This window comes from Candidatus Erwinia haradaeae, from assembly GCF_900698985.1.
GTDB lineage: Bacteria > Pseudomonadota > Gammaproteobacteria > Enterobacterales > Enterobacteriaceae > Erwinia_E > Erwinia_E haradaeae_B.
In genome coordinates, this window is sequence record NZ_LR217730.1 from 748,209 (window position 1) to 774,983 (window position 26,775).

Sequence of the window (26,775 nt, forward strand, 5' to 3'; positions counted from 1 at the left end):
TACCATCACATGGGATAAAAATATAAAAAAAATATTTTTTAGTATTTGAAAAATCTAAAAGGCATTATAATTATATTATTATCATAATCTATTAATAGATATAAACCTAATTAAGAAAAATTCGAATAAAGTCTTATGATCTCCATAGCTCCTAAAAATATAAAAAAAATAAATTTATAGCCACTTTTTTCGTTTGAAATAAGCATAAGGAGCCAGACCTGCTAATATCATCAGCAATATTGCTGATGGATATCCTAAGCTCCATCTCAGCTCTGGCATAAATGAAAAATTCATCCCGTAGCTAGATGCTACCAAAGTTGGAGGTAAAAAAACTACTGATACTACCGAAAAAATTTTAATAATACGACTTTGTTCAATATTAATAAAACCCATTGCTGCTTGCATTAAAAAATTTACCTTCTGAAAAAGTGATTCAGTATGTGGTAATAACGATTCAACATCACGCAAAATTTCACGCGCTTGTGCTAACTGATTGCCAGGTAGTCGAGTCTTTCGTACTAAAAAATTTAACGCTCTCTGAGTATCCATTAGACAAAGGCGCACTTTCCATCCTATATCCTCTTGACCTGCCAAAGCTAAAAGAGCATTATCAAATTCATCTCCCTGTTGACCTTCCATAATTACTCTACTAAATTTTTCTAAATTACTAGAGATATTTTCTATTTCATCAGCTAACTGTTCAATTTTTGTTTCAAAAAGATCAAGTAAAATCTCATAGGCATTACCATCAATTAATACTTGATTCCGTGCTCGCATACGATATAAGCGGAAGGCTGGAAGCTCTCTTTCACGCAAGGTATACAAACGACCCCCACGGATAGTAAATGCTACAGTTGAATTTCCTGCATGATCATCTATGTCCTCATATAGAAAAAAAGAATGGATATGTAAACCATCTTTATCTTCGAAAAAGCGAGCTGAAGCCTCTATATCTTCTAATTCTGGACTTGTAGCTAAAACTTGACCTAGTACGCTGTGCACACGAGCACGTTGTGTTTCTTCTGGCCCAATGAGATCCACCCAAATTGATTCACTAAGATTATCGCTACTATTGGGCCCCCCCAATATAAGTCGACGCAGACGACTTCTTTCTAGTTTAAATGCGTTCAACATAACTTTTTCTCAAGTTAAGATGGTAAATTAGGTAAAGAGCTGAATACAGTTTAACTTAATTAAAGTAGGATTTATTATACAATTCATTATGTATCATCTTCTGCTACTCAAAGTTTATTTTAAGTATCTACTATTTAAGATGGTAATAGTAAAATATAGAATAAATTCTATATAATCCCCTGAATTTTAACTAGAATTACTATACTTTTTTTAGCCTACTGGTATTTTAATACAAACAAATCTCTCTAAGGTATTTAATTTATATAAATCTACATAAGAACTTAACATTTTTAGTCAAATTATTTTTATTTATAGTCACACGTTATTAGTATCCTTTAATTGTAATTAATATTTGAGATACACAACATATTCCCCTATATATACATTTATATACTCTATGAGATTAACTAACTAAATATCTGATCTAATATAAAAAACTAATTCAGCATATTATTTGCTAATAACATTTTTAAAAATATACAAACTCTTCATTTATCATTTCACATCCCAAGATGACCTTTTTTATCACAAACATACATCATATATTATGTCTATTATGACTACTTAACTCTTATGAACTCTTGTTCATATACTAAAACTACCCGACAATATCTTTTTTTAATCTTATTCCATTCTATACAATACTACAGCGAGAATTTAATATTTTTATTAACAATGTTAAATCGACTTTACCTCTGAAGTATAACCTAATCTGTATCATTGTTATCATTATAATATTCTATATATTTTACGCATGTAGTCTATTTATATCAGTACTATAACATTTATATTAGTTTTTTTATTTATTACTCACGCTAGAAAAATCATAGTTTTTATGCAGTATAATACAGTATTATGCTGTATTATGAGATATTTGAGCTATTCAATTGCCCTAGATAATACTTAAAACATATATAACACCAGAAAACCTGGTCTTCATAGAACTATATATGCTATACATACTATTTGTGTACTTTAATTTTACGGAAATATTATAGTTATCTATACAGATCTAGAAAAACTTATTTGCTATACTCTTAAAAATTTTACTCAATTTAGACTAGATTATATTATAATCATTATGGATTTCTTATTCACTCACCTGGAGATAAGCGTATAGTGCAGAATATATAACTACTAAAACCATATATAATATGGTACATGAACTAAAAAATGTTTTGTGAGATATTTACTATATTACGCAGAATGACTGTAAAAATTATTAATACTACATAGAACGCTTTGCTGTTCTAGTTTGTAATCACAAAATATTAAATATTACAATCTATGAGCCTAAATTAATATACTAAAGTAGCATATTATTATCTCATACCCATTCCTCAAACACAGAGGCTTTGTTATAGTTTATATTTCTGCTTATTATTATATCAGGGTATGCGACAACATACTTGTAAGTTTTGTAGTACGTTGTAGACTTTAGTGCATTAAGGAACCAAGTTCTTCTAGAATTATGGTAGAAAGATAAATAACCTGAATCACTTGGCAAAGAGATGAACCGAAAGAGCTAACTTATGCTCATTGCTTATTTAAAATGATAACGAGGCATAAAAAATGAAAAAAACAGCTATCGCAATTGCAGTGGCATTGGCTAGTTTTGCTACAGTAGCGCGAGCTACTCCTAAGGATAACACTTGGTATAGTGGTGTTAAATTGGGCTGGTCTCATTACGATGATACCGGTTACTCTAATATCCCACACCAACAAAATGATGGCCCTAACCATCGGAGCCAACTAGGTTCTGGTATGTTTTTTGGTTATCAAGCAAATCCGCACTTAAGTTTTGATTTAGGATATGACTGGTTTGGTCGCATGCCAAATAAAGGCAAGACCATTCATGGTGCCTTTAAAGCACAAGGAGTCCAACTAGCAGCAAAAATTAACTATCCAATTTCTAATAATCTTGATGCATATACCCGTTTAGGTAGCATGATGTGGCATGCCAATACAGTGCAGACTAATCCGACCAATATTAACCTGCGCTCTAAAGATAGCGGTGTGTCACCACTTATAGCATTGGGAATGGAATATACTATCAATAAAAATTGGTCCACACGATTAGACTACCAATGGGTAAATAATATCGGAAATGCTAGAACTATTGGTGCACGCCCTAACAATGGTTTACTCAATATCGGTGTTTCTTATCATTTTGGTAAAGATGAAGAAGAGAGTGTTATTCCTTTATCACCTTCCGCTCCAGAAAATAATCATTTCACTTTAAAATCTGATGTACTATTTGCGTTTAATCAAGCTAATCTAAATGCAGATGGTCAAAAGATATTAGATCAATTGTATACTAAAGTTAATAGTCTAGACACTAAAAACGCTTCTATAGTAGTAGTAGGTTATAGTGACCGCATTGGTTCGGAGCAATATAATCAAAAACTATCTGAAAAACGAACTCAAGCAGTTGTGGACTATTTAATAGATAAGGGTGTACCAAATACCCAGATTTCCTCACATAGTGAAGGAAGCACTAACCCAGCTTCTACACATACATGTGATGCAGTGCAAAATCAACAAGAATTGATTGTCTGTTTAGCACCAGATCGACGTGTGGAAATTGAAGTTAAAGATATGCAAGATATTGAAAACCAGTAATTTAATAAAGTATGATGTCTATATATACCTCTGATTATAGGGGTATATATAGTTTATATATAGTTAATTATTGCATAACATTATATTACTTAAAAGAAAACTGTTTATTTAAGAAATAACAAATACATTAATGCTATTTATAGCATGGTAACTAATAGCAAAAAATTGTTAATAACATATATATTTTGCAAAATACAGCATAAATATTTTCAATATTATTTGATAATAACACCGTATCTGACATCAATGTAAAGGTAAATAACTATACATGCTTATTATTTTATAATAACTAATACTTTCAAGTGTTTCTAATAAAGCAGGTAAAATTAGATAAGTATCTATAAGATACTACTTTTCATGTGTCAATATTCAATTACTAATTATAGTATAATATTATATATATGATATTATGTCTTTTGATGTCTGTCTTATTTATAATTAAGATATACATGTATTACTAATACATAAAAAAACTATAAAAAATTAGTGTCATGTACTAGTAAAATATCTGAGCTATTTTATATTGCAGAATATTTGATAAATTTCGAGTATTATCTATTTACGTTTAATTATAAACATACTTATTTAAATAATATGACAAAATAGTAGATATTAATAGAAAAACATGATGATTTATAATTACTATGAAAAAAACTAGTAATATATTCTTTATATATAAAAAAATTATTATGTGGTAAAAATATTATAAAGAAAAAAATTTTTAATTTCTTATATTATCAATAATTATCTATTAAAATCGTATTTTATCCTCACATTGTATAACTATCCTATCATGAAGCTCAACTCATGCAAAAAAAACTAAAATAATATAATCTTATTATCGATAAACTTTATCACGAACTTTTCAAGATAAAACGATATGACTGTGATTGATTGTAATATAATTAATTCTCTCCAATTAAGAGACTTTATAAGTAAGGAGTGAATGCAGTATCTAGTTAATCGAATTATACTCTTAAAATAAAAATGTTTTCTCAAAAACAAACGAAATAGGTCATTCGGAGATAAAAATGAAAGCTTTAACAAATAATACACAAGATTTTAATAAGTGTATAACACTAACTATTGAAAAAATAGTGATTGAAGACACAGTGAAAAAAAAACTAGCACAAATAGCAAAAAAATCAAAAATAGATGGCTTTCGTCCAGGAAAAGCTCCGCTTCATATTATAGAACAATATCACGGTCACTCTATCCGACAAGACGTGATCAACGAATTAATGCAGCGTTACTTTATGGATATGATGATAAAAAATCAACTTCACCCGTCTAGCAACCCAGTATACATTATACTGGAAAGCGCAGATGATAAAGATATCACCTTCTCTGTAAAATTTGATGTGTATCCAGCTATTGAGATAAAGGGAATTCAAAACATACAAATTGAAAAACCAATTATAACAGTTACTGAATCCGATGTTGATTCAATGATACAAATACTTCGTCAACAAAAAGCTATCTGGAAGGAGACTTATGCTCCTATTAGGATAAAAGATCGTGTTACAATAAAATTTAGCGGCTTCAAAAACAACGATGCATTACCAAATCTTAAAGAATCAAATCTTGTATTGATCATCGGAGATGGACAGATGACCTCTGTTTTTGAAGAAGGTATTATTGGGCATAAAACAGGTGAACACTTTACCAGTGAAATATGTTTTCCGAAAAATCACAATAATTTAGCGTTACAAGGGCAAACGATAAAATTTGATATTTTAGTAAAAAAAGTAGAAACATACACTCTTCCAGAAATTGATACAGATTTTATTAAAAAATTCGGTGTTAAAGAAGGCTCTCTTAAAACGCTACATGCAGAAGTGCGCCAAAACATGCAGCGTGAACTCAATAATGCAGTCCGTCATTTTATAAAATCACAGGTTATTATCGGATTAGTACAAACAAACTACATAGAGATTCCAGATACGTTAGTGGATAGTAAGATGGCTCTTTTGGAAAAACAGAAAAATAATAATTATCATAATACAACGAAAAAAAAAGTGAATTCTTCTAAAATGATCTCTTTTGAGGAAACCAAGCATAGTATACTAGTGAATTTGCTTCTTACTCAAGTTATTTATAATTATAATATTACAACCAATAAAGAGCGTGTTAGAGCATTAATAGAAGAAATAGCTTCTGCTTATGACGATCCAAAAGCGGTTATAGCTCAATATCAATCGAATACTGAACTCATGAAAAACATATATAATACTGATCTAGAAGAACAAGCAGTAGAAGCTATTCTTAGAAAGGCACAGATAATTGAAAAATGCACAACCTTCCAGGAGTTTATGTATCCACCCATTAAACACTAAACTAAACCCTTCTCGCAAATAAGCTACCTATATTGTATATGACATAAAATAAGTTTCTGCTTCACTAAAAATAAATCAATGCTACTTCTCTATGAGAAACCATAAAGAGCATAATATAGATTAATTTTTAAAAAAATTTTTTTGACCATCCAAGTTTAGAATTCAGTATACTAAAATAATTATAATTTTTAGGATGAATTAAATTAAGAGAATAATTAGTGCGACGAATTAAGATATTTCCATTATTTTGAACAGGCATGGCTATTTGTCCATCAAAACTAATCTTTAGATCAGTGTAAATAGATGAGAAACGTAAACAAATACTACTATTGTTACTAATTACTAGTGGGCGTGCTGATAATGTATGCGGAAACATTGGGACAAGAGCTATAACATCTAATGATGGCGTTAAAATGGGTCCCCCAGCCGAGAGTGCATAAGCCGTAGAACCTGTAGGTGTAGAAACAATCAGACCATCAGAGCGCTCCGAAAAAGCAAACATTTCATCTATATATACTTCAAATTCAATCATATGTGCTACTGTATCCGGATGAAGAACCACTTCATTCATGGCAGTACCAATATAAGGCGATCCTAATTGATTCAATACATGCGCTTCAAGTAAAAAACGTCTTTCAATATCATAATGTCCTTCTAAAACTTCTGAGAGCTGTTTTTGTGAATGATCTGGATCAAGGTCGGCTAAAAATCCAAGCTTTCCACGATTAATACCTATCACTTTAATGTCATATCGTGCTAGGTCGCGCGCGGCCCCTAACATGCTACCATCACCACCTACTACTATCGCAAGGTCAGCAGCGCAACCAATCTCTGATAAAGTACCTATGGCTATTCTTTCGAAAATCTTTAATTCATTCGCAATCTTGTTCTCAATGATAACCTGATAACCTGCGTCGATTAACCAACGATACAGCATACTACAAGTACCAAGCATAGCGGGATAACGCGGATATCCAACGATCCCAATACAACTAAAGGGCTGATTCATTTTATTAATATCCCTTGAAAAGTAAATTTCTCTAATAATGACACTTCTCTTGAAACTGTGATACAAACCCCCATAATAAAACAAAGCAGCGCAATGAATATGCACAAACGCGGAGAAATTTATGAGTAGTCAAGAACATAATATTCCTAATATACCAGTCTCAGAGACCATTGAGAGCGAAGAAACAGAAATAAAGATCAAAGAGAAGGCTAGAGAAGTAATAGAGGAGCGCGATAAACGTCTTACCGAATTAGAGGTGCAGTTAGCTGAATCTCAAAATAGTGCGCGTGATATACAACTTCGCGCTCAAGCTGAAATTGAAAATATTCGACGCCGAACGAAATTAGAGATAGAAAAAATACATAAGTTCACTTTAGAAAGATTTACTAGTGAACTTTTACCTGTAATTGACAATCTTGAAAGAGCACTCGAAATAGCAGATAAAGATAATTCTAAATTAATAGTGATGATTGAAGGTATTGAGCTAACCATGAAATCGTTGCTAAATGCAGTTAAAAAATTTGGAGTGGAAGTTATTAGTACGACTAACATACCATTTAACCCAGAAATTCACCAAGCCATGACGATGATAGATTCTACAGACATCGCACCAAACCATGTAGTCATGGTAATGCAAAAAGGTTATACGCTCAATAATCGTCTTCTTCGTCCTGCCATGGTAGCTGTTTCTAAAAGCAAAATCGTTCATACTGATTAGAGTTTAGATAACAAGATTTATATAAAATACACAATTTATAAAAACAGTAGCTGCATTACATAGCTACTGTTTTTATAGGATTTATGTCTTACATACTCTCTAGTAGACATTTTACTATACATGTTATTTTATAATCTTGTCATGATCTTTAATAATCATGCATAATGAATATTAAAATATAGAATATATATTATTGATAATCATCATGAAACTTAATGAATAGATATTTTTCCTATATTATTTAGCTATCAGTTGCTTTTAGAGAAGTGCACGCAGCCAAAAATCTACAATACGCAAAAAATACAAAAGGATGTGATTTAAGTCATATATAATGACGTCTATTAGTAATTAAACTAAATTTTTTAAGTATCAGAACCCCCACAAGACAAAAGACTATTTTTCACAGTATTAATTGGATAATAGCAATTACTTGATTGATAAAAAATCTCAGACAAGATGGACATAAGAGTGGGATTTTCCAGATTCTACGATTAAAACACCATTCAGTAATAACACCTCTCATCTGCCTAGCTTTTTGGAAATCCGTAAGGTGACATTGAAAATCCTGGAACATGACTAAAAAATTCTTTCTATATATTTATCAGAGACCGGGAGATTATAATATCAGAAAAAACAAAAAACTAACCCATGAGCCTGATTAGGTTCAGGATATAGATCTTAACCGAGAATAATTATGTTGACCTTCTATAGTTCTGTTACATAAAAACATTAAATCTAACATAATAAGGAGGATAGATGATCTTACTAACTATTCGTCGACGAGATATCATATTTATGATATATCTAAAATAGAATTTTTTTTCACTTAGCACAATAATACGCTAGGTCGTTTTAGAAAATAATTTTCTTACTCTTTAATCTTTATATAAAAAATATTATTTGTCAAATAATATCTAAACGATGAATTCAGTTATGATCTATAGTAAAAGATTATTATTATGATAATCATTAATATATATTAATATAAGAATACATTATATAAAGATATCCATGCACTAATATAATATACAGCCTTATAAATACATAGTTTATTAAACATAAAAGCGAAAATTCTTTGAAAAAGCAATGACTATATCTTTTAATTTTATAAAAATATAAAAAAAAATATAATAAATACATGATTCATACATAGTTTTATAAACTATAATTCCAAACCTGTATGGGTTCAATGCGTAACATATTAAAATATTGAATATTCTTTTACTTAAAAATGATATATAATAAAAATTATCAAATGTATGTTTTTAAATTATAGATTAGATAGATAATTCAAAAAGCATTAATTTATATTCTACTATCTTCCTTAATAAGACATACATCTCCATATAATTATTATAGGTATAATTCAATATTATCAATTATATTATTAAATAATTAATTATATTATAAAGAATCATCTTTTAATATAAACAGTTATTTATTTTTTAGATAATCCGCAAATAATTATACAAAAGATATCTTCTAAGCGTACAGTGTAACATTTTAATGAGTTATGTTTTATTGAGCATTGTTACTAGAAAAAAGAAATAGATTTTAAAATTTAAGAAAATTACTAGTAGTTAATAACTAATATGTTATCTTCCAATATATAGAAAATATTAAATATTATTTTGATAATCTTTAATAATGATTGATTGATCATAAAATAAATAATTTTAATTATATAAAAAATAGATATAAATAGCATTTAAATACCGTATAATACCATCTAATATATCTTAATAATCTATTAGTATTAATAATCACTCATATTATTTTAAAGGCTTATTTTTAGTAAAAAATTTATATTATTCTAGATATTTTAAAATAAAATTAAAAAATATAGCTAATATATCTATGAAATTAGATCAAATAGTTAATCTATTCTTTTTATAGGATTTTTTACATACACATACCATATATAAGAAAAATTAATGCATCAACGCTCTTTTAAATCATATAAAAAAGATAAAAATCATATTTATTTTACATGAAAAATTATAATTGTTCTACTTTGTTTTGATCTGTGTGAGATGTATTACTCTCCAGATATCTGCATGTTAGATAGCAATACAGACCCACACTGAATATTGCTACGTTTTTCGATATCATTGCCCATAGAAATTATATTATACCACATATGTTTGAGGTTTCCAGCAATAGTAATCTTATTAACTGGGTATTGTACTATACCGTTTTCTACCCAAAAGCCTGATGCGCCACGTGAATAATCTCCTGTCATCTGGTTCACACTTTGACCTATTAATTGATTAACCAAAAGACCTGTGCCCATTTGTTGTAACATATCATTAAAATCAATTTTATGACCAAGCACAAGCCAATTATGGATTCCATCTGCATGCCCAGTACTTTGTAAACCTAATCTCCGTGCTGAATAACTACTAAGAAGCCAACTCTTTAATACGCCATTCTTAACAATATCACGTTGCTTAGTTCTAACACCTTCACTATCGAATGGAGATGAGCCTAGTCCTTTTAATAAATGCGGATGCTCTTCAATGCTTAACCACTTAGGTAAAATTTGTCGACCCATGCTATTTAATAAAAATGTAGATTTACGATAGATCTGCCTACCACTGATAGCTATAGCTAATAACGCAAAAAGACCTGTAGCAACTTCTGCAGAAAAGATAACGGGTGATTGCATGGTAGACAATCTCCGCGGAGATAAACGTGATAAGGTTCGAAGAGCGCATTTTTGACCAATATCTTCTGGTAATTGCAGATCTTCTATCGCTCGACTGACAGTATAAGCATAATCTTGTTCCATACTGCCATTCTCTTCTGCTATAACATGACTAGCTAATGAGTACCAGCTATTACAATAACTCTGTAGCATGCCATATGTATTACCAAAAACTGTAATACCAATGCGACCATCAAAATGACCACCTTCAGTTCTAATAATGCGTCGATCCCATTGCAGTGCCGCCATTTCTGCCCGAGATGCTAAATTCACAAAATGATCTGTATTTAGCACTGTCGGATGGTATAAATCTAAATCAAGACTATTCAAGGCTAATAACTCACGATCTGCTAAACCGTGATGTGGATCTTTTGAGGTATAGCGCGCTATATTAAAAGCAGAATTTACCGCCTTTTTAATGGCGCCTAAAGTGAAATCAGTAGAGGAAACCGTTCCCGTACAATATTTATAATAAATAGTAACATAAAATTCAGAATTATTATTGAATTGAATATTTTCTATAGCTCCATAATTCGTCCTAATACTAATGCCACTCGTTTGAAGGACTGTAATCTCCATACCATCACAATTAGGTGTAGTTAACTGCAATGCGCGCCTTACTGTTTCTTCCAAAAAATATCGTTGTTCAGTAATGTTGTTTTGTTCTGTCATATGGAATGATTCTTTCATTGATTCTGCCATATAATAATAAAAAAATAATGTTCAGGATTAGCATCCTAACCAAAAAAATAAAATATACTATTCTAGTATATATAAAATTTATTTTACCTATAATAAGATATTTGATATTAGATAGAATCTAATGACAATATGTAGATATTTGTTTATATTAGTCATTGTTTTGTATATTGATCATCTTAAAAAAAATTTCAAATCCTGTAGAGTATTTTAAATTTAACACAAAGAAAATATAAATTCGCATACTACAAGTATTTATATATAGAAGCGATCACTAAATAAATTCCTTCTATACTGATACAAATATAAGTTTATCATTTATTATAATATTTGTTTACTATCACATCTTATCTAAATATTGTTATTATAGAGTGTTATTTAACTTAATGTCAGATCTAAAAAATAAAAACTATAAATTTCAACAATCTTTTGATATTATGCATAAAATAATTAGCATGTGTTTATTAACGCCCCAAAGGACTCTGTTTCTAATAAAACACATCCATAATATTATCTTTTCTCTTTAGGTGCATCTAAAAGGTTTGCATATTAGATAGATAAAATGGATTATCATTAACCTACGAAATAGGCAACCTCTTGTATCTTATATTTATATGTTATACACAATCTATTTGATCTATCTGTCGATTCGTCTCTATTTTTATATACATCTTTAATTTAAACTTTATAAGTAATCATATTACTAAATGTAACTTAGTAAGAAAAATAGATCTTTATAGGTGACAAATAATTATTGATCTAATCAAAACCATACACTAATCGTATCCAAAAAAAATGAAATAACATGGATTGTTATCTTTTTTGAAAATCTTATAATAAATCTCAAAATAAATAGATAAAATATAAATGTATCATATATAAATAAAACAACCTGTTAACCTGACGCTATTTTTATACAAATATCTTACTTTATAATTAATATATATTATGCATATTTTTTATAGAGTAAACTATTGCATAATTCTAGGATAATAATCCATCATGTAACACTTTTTTTATTTATACTTTATATGTAATAAAAAAACGTAAAATACAAAAATCAATCTCAGAAAATTCAGTGAAAGAGGTCCATGATCATTTTAAATATCCATTAATGCATCCATCTATCGATACAGAATTTTAACTTAATAAATCTAAAATAAGCCTTAACACCACTTATTTTTGTATATAAATTTTAGAAGCATGATAAAATAAGTTATCTATTAAAATACTAAAAATTCCTAATTAGCACAATAAGATCACTATAATCTATAAAAAACATGTTTGAAAAGGAATTATTTTTGTATAGAAATCGAGTAATACAATTTTAAATCAAACTTAAAAAGCAAATCATAATGATTACCCATAGAGTCAGATCCAATGGCCAACAACATTCTATCTATCTGTAATAAAAATTTTATTCAACCTCTTTTTTATATAAAATCTATAATCATTATATATATATCTCTTAAACTGAATATAATAACAGGAGCGGTTACTAAAAATAAATATGCTGTTTATAAAAACCCCCTTTCATTTTAACTAATAATGCAATAAATAGCCTCTACTTGTGACTCTAAATAATCTTAAAATTAACAACAAAATCTATTTAAAATAAATACAACTATATAATTATAGAATCTAAAAAAATTATATATATTCTTACCTTTAATTATCAATCGATTGTAATATAACTTTAAATAATAAGTGCTATAAAAGAATCCTCGGCAGGATCAATTTAATATAATATATATTATTAATATTTTTTCTAAAACCTACAGAATGCCCTATAAGCTTACAATAATTTATTGGTTTTAATTAACTTAAAGAATAAAATTCTGCTTATCTTTTAATAAAGATCGTGAGTGACCATTATAGTCCACTGCAACATATATAAATACCGCTTCAGTCGCACAATAATTCTGACCAATGGGCTCTGATGATACTTTTTTTATCCATAATTCTACTTGAACGGTGATAGAACTTTTACCAGTTCTAACACAGTTTGCATAACAAGTGACAACATCACCCACCGTAACTGGCATCAAAAAAATCATACCATCAACACGGACAGTAACTACACGTCCCCCCGCGATTTCTTTGGCTAAAATTGCACCACCCATATCCATTTGTGACATAAGCCACCCACCAAAAATATCCCCATTGGCATTAGTGTCTGCTGGCATAGCAAGGGTTTTTAAAACGATTTTACCTAATGGTTGTCGCAAATCTTTATTCATGGTATACTCTTAATTAATTTTTTAATAACTATGAGTAGCGCACAGATAAATTTAAAAAAAATTTCAAACTAAATATATTTATCATGCTACTAATTATTTTCTCTAGAAATAAAACGAAATACATAAAATCCACTTAGTAGTGCAAATAGTAATGTTAAACCGCCCAATCCAAAGACTTTAAAATCTACCCAAGCATCTTGGGAGAAATAAAATATCCCATAGATATTAGCTACACCACAGAATAAAAAGAAAAGCCCCCATGCAAGATCTAAACGACGCCAAATAATTTCTGGTAGGTGCATCTGTGTGTTTAGCATTTTTTGCATAAGAGATTTTGACATAAAAAAGTAACTAGATAGTAAAGCAATAGAAAAAATACTATCAATAATAGTAACCTTCCATTTGATAAAATCGGGATTATGAAAAATAATAGTAAGGCCGCCTAACATGGCAACTAAAAAAAAAGTTAATAATGATATTTTATCTAATGTGCGATACAAAAGCCACTTTAATAATAAAATAACTACTGATACAGCAATTAATGCACTAGATGCAATAAAAATATTATATATCTTATAAATTATAAAAAAAACCAAAAGTGGCAAAAAATCGAGAAATTGCTTCATGATAGTGATCCAGATAATAGTCAAAATCAATAATTATTACTACAGATTTATTTTATGACTTTAATAGCATGTATAAACGAGATAAATAAATAATAAGTACAGAAGAAAAGAAATTACTCAGTATATCTAAAAACACTATAGCTACATCTGGAGGCAGCATAGAAAGTTTTGAAGCTATTAAAAGAACTAAGAGTTTTCCAAGAATCCAAAAACTAACAATCGGCGCTATCAACTTAATGTTCGTCCAACCAAGTTGGCCACTAGTATATATCGCACTTATAAGTCCGACCTTCTCCGTAGTGATAACCATGGGTGATAAGGCTAAAGTAATAGCTAAAAGAACTCCTGGTATAACCAAAGACATAAATCCAATTTGTATGCTAAGCATCATCAAAAAAGTAAGAGACAATAAACGTAAAAGATTAGAAGATGATGCACCAACTGCGTGTAATGCCGTAACTGGTCTTCCAGATGAAGCAATAGAAATTAAGCTTAGCATTCCAGCTAACAACAATGTATGACCAATTAAAGAAGACAAAGTCCCAGCTACTGAGAGTCGTAACAGCACCTTCTGTTGATCCGGTGACATGTTTTGTACCATCTCTATCAAGCTTCTTGTAGCGCCTGATAAAGCATCTTCACCAAGAAGCTGAATCTCCTCAAGAGATGGCATAAAAATTTTACTAATAACTGCCATCACGCATGACGTAAAAAATACTATTAACAAAATATTAACCAACTGATGGCGTAAAAAATTTCCCGTGTCACGGTATAGAGTGCTTGCCGTGATTAACATGTATACTCCTTGTAAGAAATCTTTAAAAACCTGAGACTCATCATGCACTGCATTATCAGCTCTCCCTGCTTAAGCTTCTGGAATATATATTTATTTCTAGCAAAAGCAATCTTTCTTCTATATTAAGAAGAATTTTTTTAGAAAATTAAAACTATCTCAATAACTAATGTTCTTAATAACATTCTAAAAACATTAATAAAGTTAATGATTTTTCAAATAATTATCATATGTATAACTTATAAGATAAATGAACTGATCAGATCTTTAACAGATAATTATATTTAGAATCCTTGAACATCTTTTCGCATCTATTAATCCTTTTGGATTTTTTCGTATTTTATGACTCCTTATGCATAAGTTTATATAATTAGATATGTATTACAAAACATTCTACTATTTGGTGTGAAATTTCACCATGCTAATGTAAAGTATATTTTTAGAGTACGCGATCTTATCCCTAAGTTCATGAATTACAAATCAACTACTACTACCTAAAGAAACATATCATTACAACACGAATAAATTATTGATTTTTTGAAAAATATCACTTTTATCTAAAAAAATAAATAGTTCTCTTGAATATTTCTAATCAGGCTATCCATTAGAATAACTATATATTAATATTTTCCATAAATTAAATATATTTAAATGATCAGTATTTATTAAATACGATAATATTAAATTTTATATTACTTTATTTTACAGTAAATAAAAAATATGTACTATGCACCATCCTAAAATAAAACTGATTTTCTTTTTTATCAAAAACTCATAAAAGGTAATATCATTTATTAATTTAGTGATTTTTACAAGAATATGCTTTTCATCTATTTAATTTTATTCTGTGTGTAACCCTTAATTAAGTAGATCTTAAAGATAAAATCGCACTACATTCGATTGTATTGATAAATTTTATTATAAAATATCACACAATATCATTATTATCATAACGATAATCACTTAGATTTTTTATGCATCCCAATTTTAGCTGTAATAAATTCTAATACTTTTAAATACCTGAGTATTCTTTTAGAGGAATATACTGTTATAATAACTAATATGTTATTATAACTAAATAATAATTAAAAATAATTGGTAACTTTATAGTATTATGTTGGTAGAATAGTTGGGAATTTATAATGAATAATAAGATGGTCAACATGATACCTATCATTGCATTAATCGGGAGACCTAATGTAGGAAAATCTACCCTTTTTAACCGTTTAACACGGAAAAGAGATGCTCTAGTAGCCAATTTTCCTGGGGTTACTCGGGATCGCCAATATGGTTATTCTCATATCTCAGGGTGCACATTTATTTGTGTTGATACAAGTGGCATCGATGATAAAAACGAAGACATTTCAAGTCAGATGTTACAACAATCAAAAATAGCCATTATAGAAGCGCATATAATACTTTTTTTAGTTGATGCCCGCGCTGGGTTAATGCCAGAAGATGTGATTGTTGCTCAGTATTTACGTCTCAGTCAAAAATCAACTTTTGTTGTTGCTAACAAGATAGCGGGTCTTGACGTGCCCTCGGCGATAGCAGAATTCTGGTCACTTGGACTCGGAGAGGTATATCCTATTGATGCCTCTCATGGAGAAGGAGTCACAAGTCTTATCACACTAGCCCTTTTGCCTTATATGGATATAATGGAGCAAAAATTAAAAGACGAGCCACATAACAGAACGATAAAACACAACTTAGTAACAATACCTAATTTTAAACAATATAAAAATAACAATTATAGATATCCTTTAGCTACACAATCAGCATACACTAATTCCAATCCCAGCAACCTACCTATTAAAATAGCAATCGTCGGCAGACCTAATGTAGGTAAATCAACATTAACTAATGCCCTGTTAGGTGAGAAACGAGTGATCGTTGGGAATCTTCCGGGCACCACCCGTGATAGTGTGCATATTCCAATGGAATATAAAAACCGTCAGTACATCTTAATTGATACGGCTGGAGTGCGACAACGCAAAAAATTAACAGAAGCCATAGAAAAATTTTCTGTTATTAAAACGCTGCAAGCAATTGAGAATGCTAACGTAGCACTTCTTGTGCTTGATGCAAAAGAATGTGTATCAGATCAGGACCTTTCAATTCTAAGGTTTATTCTTGATAGCGGAAGGTCTTTAGTTATCATAGTTAATAAGTGGGATACTCTATCCAATGCTTTTCGCAATGAAATAAAAACTATGATAGGTTCTCGTATAAGCTTTATTGATAATGCAAGAATTCACTTTATTTCCGCGATAACTGGCAGTGGCCTATTACCTCTATTTAACTCTATTACTGAAGCTTATGCTTGTGCAACACGACAAATTCATACATCTGCACTTACTCGCATTATGCAGCAAGCAACTAAAGAGCACCAACCACCGCTAGTTACTACTCGACGAGCTAAGCTAAAATATGCTCATATTGGTGGGTATAGTCCTCCTGTTGTTGTAATACACGGCAATCAGGTTCAAAACCTACCAGAATCTTATAAACGATACTTAATCAACTATTTTAGGCGCTCCTTAAATATAAAAGGCACACCTATTCGTATGCAATTTAAAGAAGCAAAAAATCCATATGCAGAAAAATCAAAAACTTCATGTTATCGTAAATATCGAAAACAATAAAAATATAATCTTTAAAAATCATAAAAATTTTTAATGTTATACACAGTTTATATAATTGTATAATACAGTATGCTTACCCTTCTCAAAATATTTTTCATAAAATTTAAAACTTATAATACATATAAAAATATAATAATAAATAAAAGTATTTATACTATTTATTTATTATTAAATTAATATTAGCGATATTGCCTTTTAGGAGCCCTAAATTGATGTTTACAATAACAATATGTTTCTCTAATTTTTCATTTTTATATAAAAAAAACACTAAAGATTGCCATACATCAAGACGGTCTTTACAATAAAATAATCCTATTATCGCTATAAAATAGACATAAAATGTATTATTAAGTGATTTAGTTTATCGAAAATGTCGTTCTCGTTATATGAAAATATCAATATATAATTATTGAACATAATATTCTCTATCTTATTTTTATTGTTTATTTTATAGGAAGTTTTATCTTAACATTGTACACGTATAGTACCGTGTACACATCATATGTTGTAATATATCTTCAATTTGATTAATTTTTATTAATCTAATCTGTATAGCAATATAACACGGAAAAGAGATGCTAGATAAAATACCTCTAAACTGCTTCAATCTCTTAAAGATAATAAAAATAGTTATTTTAAAATAATATTTATTATTAAACCATCGATACTTGAATGCATAAATAAACTAGAAATATTTCTATAAAATAAAAATAAAAATCTAAGAATAATTTATTTTAGTGAAAATTATTATATCATAGAATTAATAATTAAAAAATCAAACAGAATTACATGTTTTTAGTATTGAATGCTAGATTTTATTTTTTATGTCAATAGTATTTGAATATCAATGATTACAAACATATATTAAAATTTAAAAGATTAAATATCACCTACTAAAAATTATTATCCAAGAATTTAATCGCTTCAAAGAAAATTATAATAGTTAATATAAGACATCTTAATTTTATCTGAAATATTGCAAAAACAAACCTTTGTTTTATATAAAATATAAGAGACAATATTTTTTCTAAAATTCATATTTAAGTGTATTAAAAACATCAGATAACTACAGTATATTAAGATTTTGTATACATATCAAATTTGTTATTAATTATATATTATATATAGTTAACATTTACGATATCTTTACTTAAAAATAGATAACCAAATGCAACATCACAAGGTTGATTAATTTACACCACTTATAAGTTTTCTTAAAAATTATATAAATGACTCATGAATATTATTCACGCCTCATTGTCAGAAAAAAGTAATATTATTTCATTCCCTGTTATTTTAATAACATATTATATTGCAAATAAAATTTTGCAATAGCACTTATTTTAACTAACTATAATGTATAAATATTACACATAAGTAATATAAGAAAATATAGGGTAACATGAATTAACAAGGACCTAAATAATGCTAAGTATTCCTTTTTTGCCTCAACCACTATTAGCTTCAAAAACACTTCCACTTACTGTGATGTCGTTAGAACAATGGGTTGTAATAAATGTTATTGGTGATGATCGCATCAACTATTTACAAAGTCAGCTAACATTAGATGTTGCCTCCCTACATCCAAACCAACATCGCTATGCCGCTCATTGTAGTCCTGATGGAAAAACATGGAGTAATTTATGCTTGTTCCACCGCGGCAGTCAATTAACATATATTGTGCGTCGTAGCTTATATGATCAACAATTAAATGAATTAAAAAAATATGCAATATTCTCAAAAATCATGTTGGTTGCAGATGATCAAGCTATACTTTTAGGTATAGCTGGTATCCAGGCTAAGAAGGCATTAGATAGTTTTTTTTATACCCTTCCAGATATTTTATCACCAGTCATTCAGCAAGACAGTAGTACGCTATTATGGTTTAAAAGACCAGAAGAACGATTTATCCTAGTAACAACAATAGAAAAAGCAGATATGTTTGTTAAACATATCAAAAACAAGGCATACTTCAATAATAGTCCACAATGGTTAGCTCTAGATATTGAGGCGGGCATACCTATTATTGAAAGCAGTACAACTGGAAAATTTATTCCTCAAGCTCTTAATTTACATGAATTAGATGCTATCAGTTTTAAAAAGGGGTGCTATATAGGACAAGAAGTAGTAGCACGCACTACATTTCGCAATTCTAATCAACGTGCATTATATTGGCTAGCCGGAATCTCTGATAAAATTTTAGAACCTAATGACAAACTAGAAATAAAAATCGGTAATCACTGGAGACGTTCTGGAATCATTCTTAGTGCATGCCGACTCAAAAACAATATCATTTGGGTGCAAGCAGTTTTAAATAAAAACCTAAAAAATAGCACTCTATTACGTGCTTATAACGACGAAAACAGTCACTTTAAAATCAATCAGATATCATATAAAATTTAACATGCATACCTTTTTAATTTGATAAATACAATAGGTTAATCTTAATTGTATTGTGTAATACAATTTCATTAAAAATATGTAATTGAATTGACATTGTATGAAATAAGTCGCACAAGCATAAATCAAGTTATTAATAATATATATATTATATATGAAAAACACTGAAATTATTATTGTATATACAATCTATCACTCTATTTAAAAAAGACCCCTAGTAAAGATATTGGCTAGTATATAATCACTTAGACATTAGCTAATCTCATAATCTAAAATGAACTCTATTCATCTAGAGTCTTGTTATATATACAGAATGAAAAAAATCATGCATAACATATTTCAATTATATTCAGAAAGCTCTAGATATTGAAAATATATCTACCCTTTTATTAAAAATTACATAGTATATTATATATTATATCTATAATACTATTTGAAATATTTCGTACCTTGCAGTATTGCATGTTTTATAAGAGCGATCTCTGTAGATCAATGAATTTTTGATATGTGTTTTTTCTAATATAATTATAATATATAATTAATACATAATTTTAGATAAAAAAAGGAATATAGCTACACTTCATATAAATATATATTTTAATGTATTTTTAAATTAATAAAAAGCTTTTATTTTAATTCATAACTTCTTGAAAAACATTGACAAGATAAAATGTAATATATGAATATCAAAGGAAATATTTTTATTAAAAATACCATATGTACCTATTAATCTAATACAATCTTAAAATAAAGCGAAAAAATTTTACCTTAATTCTGCATAATATTTTGATATTATAATTATTGAAAGTCTGTATATATAAAAAGAATATAAATCAATGATATAATTAAATGATATCAGTCATTCTATAGAAAATAGAACCAAAAAAATTATCCGTTAATGATAAATAAAAAGATACAATTCTTTGAACCAATATACAAATTTCAGATGTTTTTCTTTAGGAGTTTTCCGTTGCAATCAATATAGCGCGCTGCGGAACAGGATATTCTTCTACTATTTTTTTGTCTGATCTTTCGGAGCAAAAAAGCCTGATAAGGCTACGCTAATCATCCAGTTAGTGCTCTTTTTTCCTCAGTGCTTATTATAATATTAGAAATAATACATACATTAAAAAAACCAAATTTTTCTATCCACCACTTCAGTACTTAACTTAATGGAATAAAATATACATTATGCATCCGAACGTAACGTTTATAAGGTTCTAGAATCCTTCAATTATTACTCTCTAATAATCAATGTTATTAACACTAGCTTCTCCACTTTTATTAACTATAATTTCAATTAAAGTAAATCATCCAATGGAGCAAGACAATGATGGAGTTCTCTTATAGAGAATACGTATCAAGTTCTTTAAAAAGAGACATCTTTTTTTATGTCTAAAGATATTAACTGCGTTTTTTCTCATTACCTAATAATTTTTGTATTGCTTCAAATGAATACAAAAAATAGGCATTAGATCCATTCGCACCACTAGATACGTATCGCACCCGAGCATACGCCATATATAATAACCAGTAACACAGCCTGTATCTAGCACAAAACAACCAGACAAAGAGGAAACATGAGAAGAGAACTTATCCCACTTAAAAATCTGATCGCCATTCACTATCAATATGCATCTTATATAATGTACAAGGACCTTTACGCCATGGTATAAAATTTTGCAATAACTTGTTAATTCTTATACGCTAATGCTCTATTATCTGATCTTTGCCCGCTAAAACACCATACAATCAGTTTAAAACTTCTAGTTTTCCATTAGGTAAATATTTTATCGACCGCTCTCAAAACTTTAAATGATTATGTAGTAATTCACGTTACCAGGAATAAGTAATTATAAGTCAGGTGTTTAACTAATACTTCAAAGGAATTTTAGAGATAATATAATAAAAATTATAAACATTTTATTATCAATAGAACCTAATTTTAATGCAAGTATTGAACCAAAATTAAAATACTGAAACCAGAGTGTATAATGCTGAAAACCAGTATTCTTTAGTCGCTGAATGTAAGTTGCAAAGGTCTTTGTCAATATAACCTTATCTAACATATAACGTTTTGATAAATGTCTAAATCACTACAGCCATTGATACGATTAAAATCATAGTACATATCTAACAAGATATGATCAATCATTATATCAGAAAAAGTAAACTTTTCAGATAAAACTAATATACCATATGTATTAAGCCCACTTCATATCACATTTAGTAAGTTTGGACGCTCTCCTGTTTAATCAAACTGCAAAATAAAATTCAATACCGCTAATAAGGCATTATAAATTTCAATATTCTGCAGATCATCCTTAATTATTTTAATTGTTGTCTCAGCGATACAGAAAGACTATATGTCAATACAGAAACGTTTGATCATTTCGTCCAAATTATCTACAGCAATAATTTTACAACTTCTGCCATAAATATTTTTCTCATGTTCAATAGTAACTGCACCTGTAGAGCAATCAAGATCATAAACCTGGGTACTGCTTTTCACGTAACGTTTAGCTAAGTATCCAATCATTGATAGAAAATTGTGATTATCTGGGACAGAAAGTTTAATGATATCAGAAAATGCTTCAGGGAAATAATCATTAAATATCTACCGATCTAAATCTACAATAGGTTTTGATAGTAAAGTATCGCGTTTATATTAATTAATCATTCTAAATAAGAATCTCTCTATAGCTTCAAATTTATCAACCTTATTTAAGAATTGGATATTTTTATATATATTAATATACATATTTTTAATATAATGTATATGATATTAATAAGCTATTTGAATATTAAGTGTACAATTTTTAAGTATATAAAATAACAGCAATTTTATTAATTTAAGTCCTTTAGCAAAACATCATAATATAAAATATAAATTTAAACGCATATCTTAACTAGAATTTAAAAACTCAAACCACTACCTTTATCTGAACATGATGCCCTTCAATCCTTACTTTGGTATTACATAAAACAATATAATTAAAAATCCGTGTAAAAATTAAACTATATCAAACATCTCACAGAAACATTCTTATCTAACATATTTTAAGTAAAAATATAGATTGCTTTTAATTCATAAAAAAAGATAAAACACCTATACTGAGTGAATATATATGACATCAAAACATGCATGCTAATCTTAAATTATTATTAAGGAGATAGTTTATTTTACATAAAATAATCTTGATTTATTTAAGATTAGGCTATTTTTTACTAGAAAAAAAAATTATTTAGGTATTAGTCTAACTTATACAAGTTTTGTGATTTGGATAAAAAATTTATGCCCTCTTTTTGTAAGCTCGGTAATAGCGTTACTTATGCTCTCAATATAAATAAATAAAAAAATTTTATTTTTCTATCTTAGTCATAGTAAATGATTACGTATCCATAATGATAATACCATATTAACCGAATACTATATGTCTTCTTGAAACTGATCTTTTTTGTAACGCAATAGTTTAAATATCTGACTCTCATTTAAACACGATCCATTTATAGTAATTTTTTTTTGCAACTCTATATCTTTAGTTCTAAGAAAAATATTGATTTTTCTCTCATGTGCTAGTGTTGTTGGTAAAGTTCTGATATTCTTGGTACGTAATTCCTTAACGTGATAATAATACCCTCTTATATCAGAATCTTCTGGATAAAGTGCATGAGCAAAAGTCAAATTTGATAAAGTGTATTCATGTGAGCCACATATTAATGTATCCTCGGGCAACCTATTTAAATTCTTCAAAGACTCAAACATCTGCTGTGATGTCCCTTCGAATATTTTTCCGCAACCTGCAGAAAATAATGTATCTCCACAAAATAAATAAGGATAGGAAAAATAAGAAACATGCCCTAAAGTATGCCCTGGTGTACCAATTACTCTAAAATTCATATCTAAGATATTGATATTATCTCCATGTTGGATAAGTATATTTGCCCCATAATAACTGGTCTCCGGGGGCCCAAACACAATAAGATCAGGATAAATAGTTAGTAGTGTTAATACACCACCTATATGATCATAGTGATGATGTGTTAATAAAATTGCTTTAAGCTTCCAGCGTTTTTTCGCTATCAAGTCTAAAACGGGAATAGCATCACTTGGATCGACCATTAAACATTGATCATTATCATTATTTAAAACCCAAATATAATTATCCTGAAGGGCGATGATGCTTGTTAAGGTTATCTTTTGTGAATCCATACTCACACCATGAAAAATTATAGTATATTATTATGATAATATCTAAAATATAATCCATAAACTAATCTTTACAAGATTACAAATATCTTTAAAAAAACAATTCCAGTTTATTTATTAATGTCTTATATTCTAATTTCATACAATATCATTATTATCACTTATCTAAAAAAATCATTTACTGCAGCTTTTCTTGTAGAAGAAATAATTCTTTTTATATAATACATTACTTAAAAAGTTATCATAAGTATAATAAGAATTATACTCATAATATAAACAATCGCATATTTTAAGAATGTGAGTATAAATATTTTTATATTCTCGTAAAATATATAATCATTTAAGTAAAATATTCTATTAGATAAAACCTTGAATAACTATTGTTCAATAAAAGAAAATTTTTACAATAAGTGTGTAACTATCATTCACTATTAGGTCTAAATTAATCAATATTATTAGTGCAAAACTATGCAATCATAGAATTTATAGTTACATAATAGTGTCCATTTATTAAAAGACTCCATTCATTCACAAAGTAAAATCTAAATTATTCCTTGTTTTTACTATAAGCTCTGTATCTTAGCTTAAAATTATGTAACGTTTAACATATAGCCATTCATTATTGATGAATGGATTTTTTCTTATAATCAAATGATTTAGCACTAGCATTTAATGTAAAATATCATTAAATGTTGTATATCATTTTTACGATATATTATGTATACTGTATATATTGTGCATAAATATTATTATTTTGTTAATAAAAAAACTTAATAAAGACTTATACAGTATCACTATCTATTCTAATACCTAATGCAGAAGATTGAGATTGCAACTGATAGCCAAAATCATATAAAGTTGGATTTCCTGCTGCAGTTTTAGCTATTTCGTCACAACGCTCATTATCTATATTACCCATGTGTCCTTTTACCCATTTCCAGGTCATATGATGCTTAATTATAGCTCTTTCTAAGCGTTGCCAGAGATCAATATTTTTTACTTTTTGATTATCAACAGTTTTCCACCCCCGTTTTTTCCAATTATCTATCCAAAGAGTAATACCCTGTCTTACATATTGACTATCCGTACTAAGAACGACTACACAAGGTTTAGTCAATGCTTCTAACCCAGCTATTGCTGCCATAATTTCCATACGATTATTGGTTGTTAGATAGAAGCCAGCGCTAAAGGTTTTTTCATATCTCCCATAACGCATGATCGCGCAATAACCCCCTTGACCTGGATTACCCAAGCATGAACCATCAGTAAACACTTCTACCTTTTTAAGCATTGATCAAAGACTCCATTATAGTATAATACAAAAAACCTAATATAAATGAGCCCAAATAAGAGAGAACAGATTCCATGCGTCAAATTATACTTGATACTGAAACTACTGGAATGAATATCATTGGTCCCCCGCATGAAGGGCATCGTATTATTGAGATCGGAGCCGTAGAGGTAATTAATCGACGTCTAACTGGAAATAATTTTCATTTTTATATAAACCCAAATCGTTTAGTAGAACCAGAGGCGTTCCGTATACACGGGATTTCTGATGATTTTTTAAAAGATAAGCCAACTTTTTCACAGATTGCTGATGATTTTTTAGCTTATATTAAAGGTGGAGAGCTAGTTATCCATAATGCTTCATTCGATATTGGTTTTATTGATTATGAATTTTCTAGATTGCATCGAGGAATCGCAAAAACTGACACTTTCTGCAAAATAACAGATAGTTTATCCATAGCTCGTAAGCTATTCCCCGGTAAACGAAATAACCTCAATGCACTCTGTACACGTTATAAGATAGACAATAGTAAACGCACGCTGCATGGTGCATTACTGGATGCAGAAATTTTAGCAGAAATTTTTCTAATGATGACTGGAGGACAAATTACGCTACCTTTATTCACGCAAATATCATGTGATTCAATCATAAATAATAAAAATAATCATCAAACATCTCATGCTTCTACAAAACTTTGCGTAATTCACGCAACTGAAGATGAATTGACAGCTCATACAGAACGCTTAAATTTAATAAAAGAAAAAAATGGAATCTGTTTGTGGGATCCTCATCCCGCGCTAAAAAAATGATAATATGCTAATACTTTCCTATATAAAATTATTGACGAATATTCTAATCCCATCTATGATATATAAAAGTTTTAGTAAATACATAAAATTAAATAGTATGGAGCGGTAGTTCAGTTGGTTAGAATACCTGCCTGTCACGCAGGGGGTCGCGGGTTCGAGTCCCGTCCGTTCCGCCATATATATTCATATATCATAACAGTCTGTCTTATAGAAGATATTTATCTGAAAATATCATTATTTTATATATAATTATAAATGGAACATCAAATTTTGACCTTTTTTATATTATAGGCGGTTAAAATCTAATGTTCCATTTATAAAAAAATTCTAACATGAAAGTTCATATTCTATAATTAAAAATCTTTTCTTAAAAACATATTTTACAAATATGTATTATATTACATAATTTATATAACCTCTGATACTAAAAATACACTATTAATTAAATTTTGTTTATGTTAAACAATCTTTTATTTATATTTAAAAGAGAATCTTATTAGAAGACATTCTTTTATGAGATGATCTGAAACTTTAAT

18 protein-coding genes and 1 tRNA gene are annotated in these 26,775 nt (G+C 28.6%); 7 read left to right on the forward strand and 12 right to left on the reverse strand.

Annotation, left to right across the window (positions count from 1 at the left end):
- Positions 1–174: 174 nt before the first annotated feature.
- Positions 175–1,134, reverse strand: coding sequence for a magnesium/cobalt transporter CorA (gene corA, locus ERCIPSPA2889_RS02315; protein WP_157989242.1), 960 nt, complete (start codon positions 1,132–1,134; stop codon positions 175–177).
- Positions 1,135–2,706: 1,572 nt separating this feature from the next.
- Between corA and ompA the strand changes: the two genes are divergently transcribed.
- Together ompA and tig are read left to right on the forward strand one after the other, a co-directional pair.
- Entirely contained in the window at positions 2,707–3,756 is a 1,050-nt protein-coding gene (gene ompA, locus ERCIPSPA2889_RS02320) for a porin OmpA (RefSeq protein ID WP_157989243.1), read from the forward strand.
- A gap of 1,031 nt (positions 3,757–4,787) precedes the next feature.
- A complete protein-coding gene (gene tig / locus ERCIPSPA2889_RS02325; RefSeq protein ID WP_157989244.1) occupies positions 4,788–6,092 on the forward strand; it encodes a trigger factor in 1,305 nt (434 codons plus the stop codon).
- Positions 6,093–6,219: 127 nt separating this feature from the next.
- Here the strand turns inward: tig and nadK are convergent, their stop codons facing one another.
- Positions 6,220–7,101 carry an NAD(+) kinase gene (gene nadK / locus ERCIPSPA2889_RS02330; protein ID WP_157989245.1) on the reverse strand — a complete coding sequence of 294 codons (882 nt, stop codon included), beginning with the start codon at positions 7,099–7,101 and terminating at the stop codon, positions 6,220–6,222.
- 121 nt (positions 7,102–7,222) lie between these two features.
- Between nadK and grpE the strand changes: the two genes are divergently transcribed.
- Positions 7,223–7,819, forward strand: a complete 597-nt coding sequence (gene grpE / locus ERCIPSPA2889_RS02335) for a nucleotide exchange factor GrpE (RefSeq protein WP_157989246.1) — start codon at positions 7,223–7,225, stop codon at positions 7,817–7,819.
- A 400-nt stretch (positions 7,820–8,219) separates the two neighbouring features.
- Here grpE and ERCIPSPA2889_RS02340 read toward each other — a convergent pair whose 3' ends face one another.
- The 5 genes from ERCIPSPA2889_RS02340 to ERCIPSPA2889_RS02360 all read right to left on the reverse strand — a co-directional run bounded on the left by ERCIPSPA2889_RS02340 (position 8,220) and on the right by ERCIPSPA2889_RS02360 (position 14,887).
- Complete coding sequence (locus ERCIPSPA2889_RS02340) at positions 8,220–8,393, reverse strand: hypothetical protein (protein WP_157989247.1); 174 nt, start codon at positions 8,391–8,393, stop codon at positions 8,220–8,222.
- Positions 8,394–9,857: 1,464 nt separating this feature from the next.
- Positions 9,858–11,198: a metalloprotease PmbA gene (gene pmbA, locus ERCIPSPA2889_RS02345; protein ID WP_157989430.1), complete on the reverse strand. Its 1,341-nt coding sequence runs from the start codon at positions 11,196–11,198 to the stop codon at positions 9,858–9,860.
- A gap of 1,850 nt (positions 11,199–13,048) precedes the next feature.
- A complete protein-coding gene (gene yciA / locus ERCIPSPA2889_RS02350) occupies positions 13,049–13,465 on the reverse strand; it encodes an acyl-CoA thioester hydrolase YciA (protein WP_157989248.1) in 417 nt (138 codons plus the stop codon).
- An 89-nt stretch (positions 13,466–13,554) separates the two neighbouring features.
- Positions 13,555–14,091, reverse strand: coding sequence for a septation protein A (locus ERCIPSPA2889_RS02355; protein ID WP_157989249.1), 537 nt, complete (start codon positions 14,089–14,091; stop codon positions 13,555–13,557).
- Between the two features lie 52 nt (positions 14,092–14,143).
- Positions 14,144–14,887, reverse strand: a complete 744-nt coding sequence (locus tag ERCIPSPA2889_RS02360; RefSeq protein ID WP_157989431.1) for a YciC family protein — start codon at positions 14,885–14,887, stop codon at positions 14,144–14,146.
- A 1,160-nt stretch (positions 14,888–16,047) separates the two neighbouring features.
- On the opposite strand from ERCIPSPA2889_RS02360, the gene der reads away from it, so the two are divergent.
- Together der and ygfZ are read left to right on the forward strand one after the other, a co-directional pair.
- Positions 16,048–17,529 (forward strand): ribosome biogenesis GTPase Der, encoded by a 1,482-nt coding sequence (gene der, locus ERCIPSPA2889_RS02365; protein WP_157989432.1) that lies wholly within the window; start codon positions 16,048–16,050, stop codon positions 17,527–17,529.
- Positions 17,530–18,954: 1,425 nt separating this feature from the next.
- Positions 18,955–19,932 carry a tRNA-modifying protein YgfZ gene (gene ygfZ, locus ERCIPSPA2889_RS02370; protein WP_157989250.1) on the forward strand — a complete coding sequence of 326 codons (978 nt, stop codon included), beginning with the start codon at positions 18,955–18,957 and terminating at the stop codon, positions 19,930–19,932.
- A 1,424-nt stretch (positions 19,933–21,356) separates the two neighbouring features.
- On the opposite strand, the gene ERCIPSPA2889_RS02375 is transcribed toward ygfZ, so the two are convergent.
- The 5 genes from ERCIPSPA2889_RS02375 to rnhA all read right to left on the reverse strand — a co-directional run bounded on the left by ERCIPSPA2889_RS02375 (position 21,357) and on the right by rnhA (position 25,430).
- Positions 21,357–21,554: a DUF1698 domain-containing protein gene (locus ERCIPSPA2889_RS02375; RefSeq protein ID WP_157989251.1), complete on the reverse strand. Its 198-nt coding sequence runs from the start codon at positions 21,552–21,554 to the stop codon at positions 21,357–21,359.
- Complete coding sequence (locus tag ERCIPSPA2889_RS03395) at positions 21,532–21,615, reverse strand: DUF1698 domain-containing protein (RefSeq protein WP_414973877.1); 84 nt, start codon at positions 21,613–21,615, stop codon at positions 21,532–21,534. The genes ERCIPSPA2889_RS02375 and ERCIPSPA2889_RS03395 overlap by 23 nt, the downstream gene beginning before the upstream one ends.
- A gap of 676 nt (positions 21,616–22,291) precedes the next feature.
- Positions 22,292–22,441, reverse strand: coding sequence for a hypothetical protein (locus ERCIPSPA2889_RS02385; protein WP_157989252.1), 150 nt, complete (start codon positions 22,439–22,441; stop codon positions 22,292–22,294).
- Between the two features lie 918 nt (positions 22,442–23,359).
- Entirely contained in the window at positions 23,360–24,127 is a 768-nt protein-coding gene (gloB, locus tag ERCIPSPA2889_RS02390; RefSeq protein WP_157989434.1) for a hydroxyacylglutathione hydrolase, read from the reverse strand.
- 793 nt (positions 24,128–24,920) lie between these two features.
- The gene (gene rnhA / locus ERCIPSPA2889_RS02395; protein WP_157989253.1) at positions 24,921–25,430 is read right to left on the reverse strand and encodes a ribonuclease HI; all 510 of its coding nucleotides are present in this window, start codon (positions 25,428–25,430) and stop codon (positions 24,921–24,923) included.
- A 74-nt stretch (positions 25,431–25,504) separates the two neighbouring features.
- Here rnhA and dnaQ point away from each other — a divergent pair, with 74 nt between their 5' ends.
- Entirely contained in the window at positions 25,505–26,239 is a 735-nt protein-coding gene (dnaQ, locus tag ERCIPSPA2889_RS02400) for a DNA polymerase III subunit epsilon (RefSeq protein ID WP_157989254.1), read from the forward strand.
- A gap of 99 nt (positions 26,240–26,338) precedes the next feature.
- Positions 26,339–26,415 (forward strand) — tRNA-Asp (locus ERCIPSPA2889_RS02405).
- The last annotated feature ends 360 nt before the right edge of the window (positions 26,416–26,775 follow it).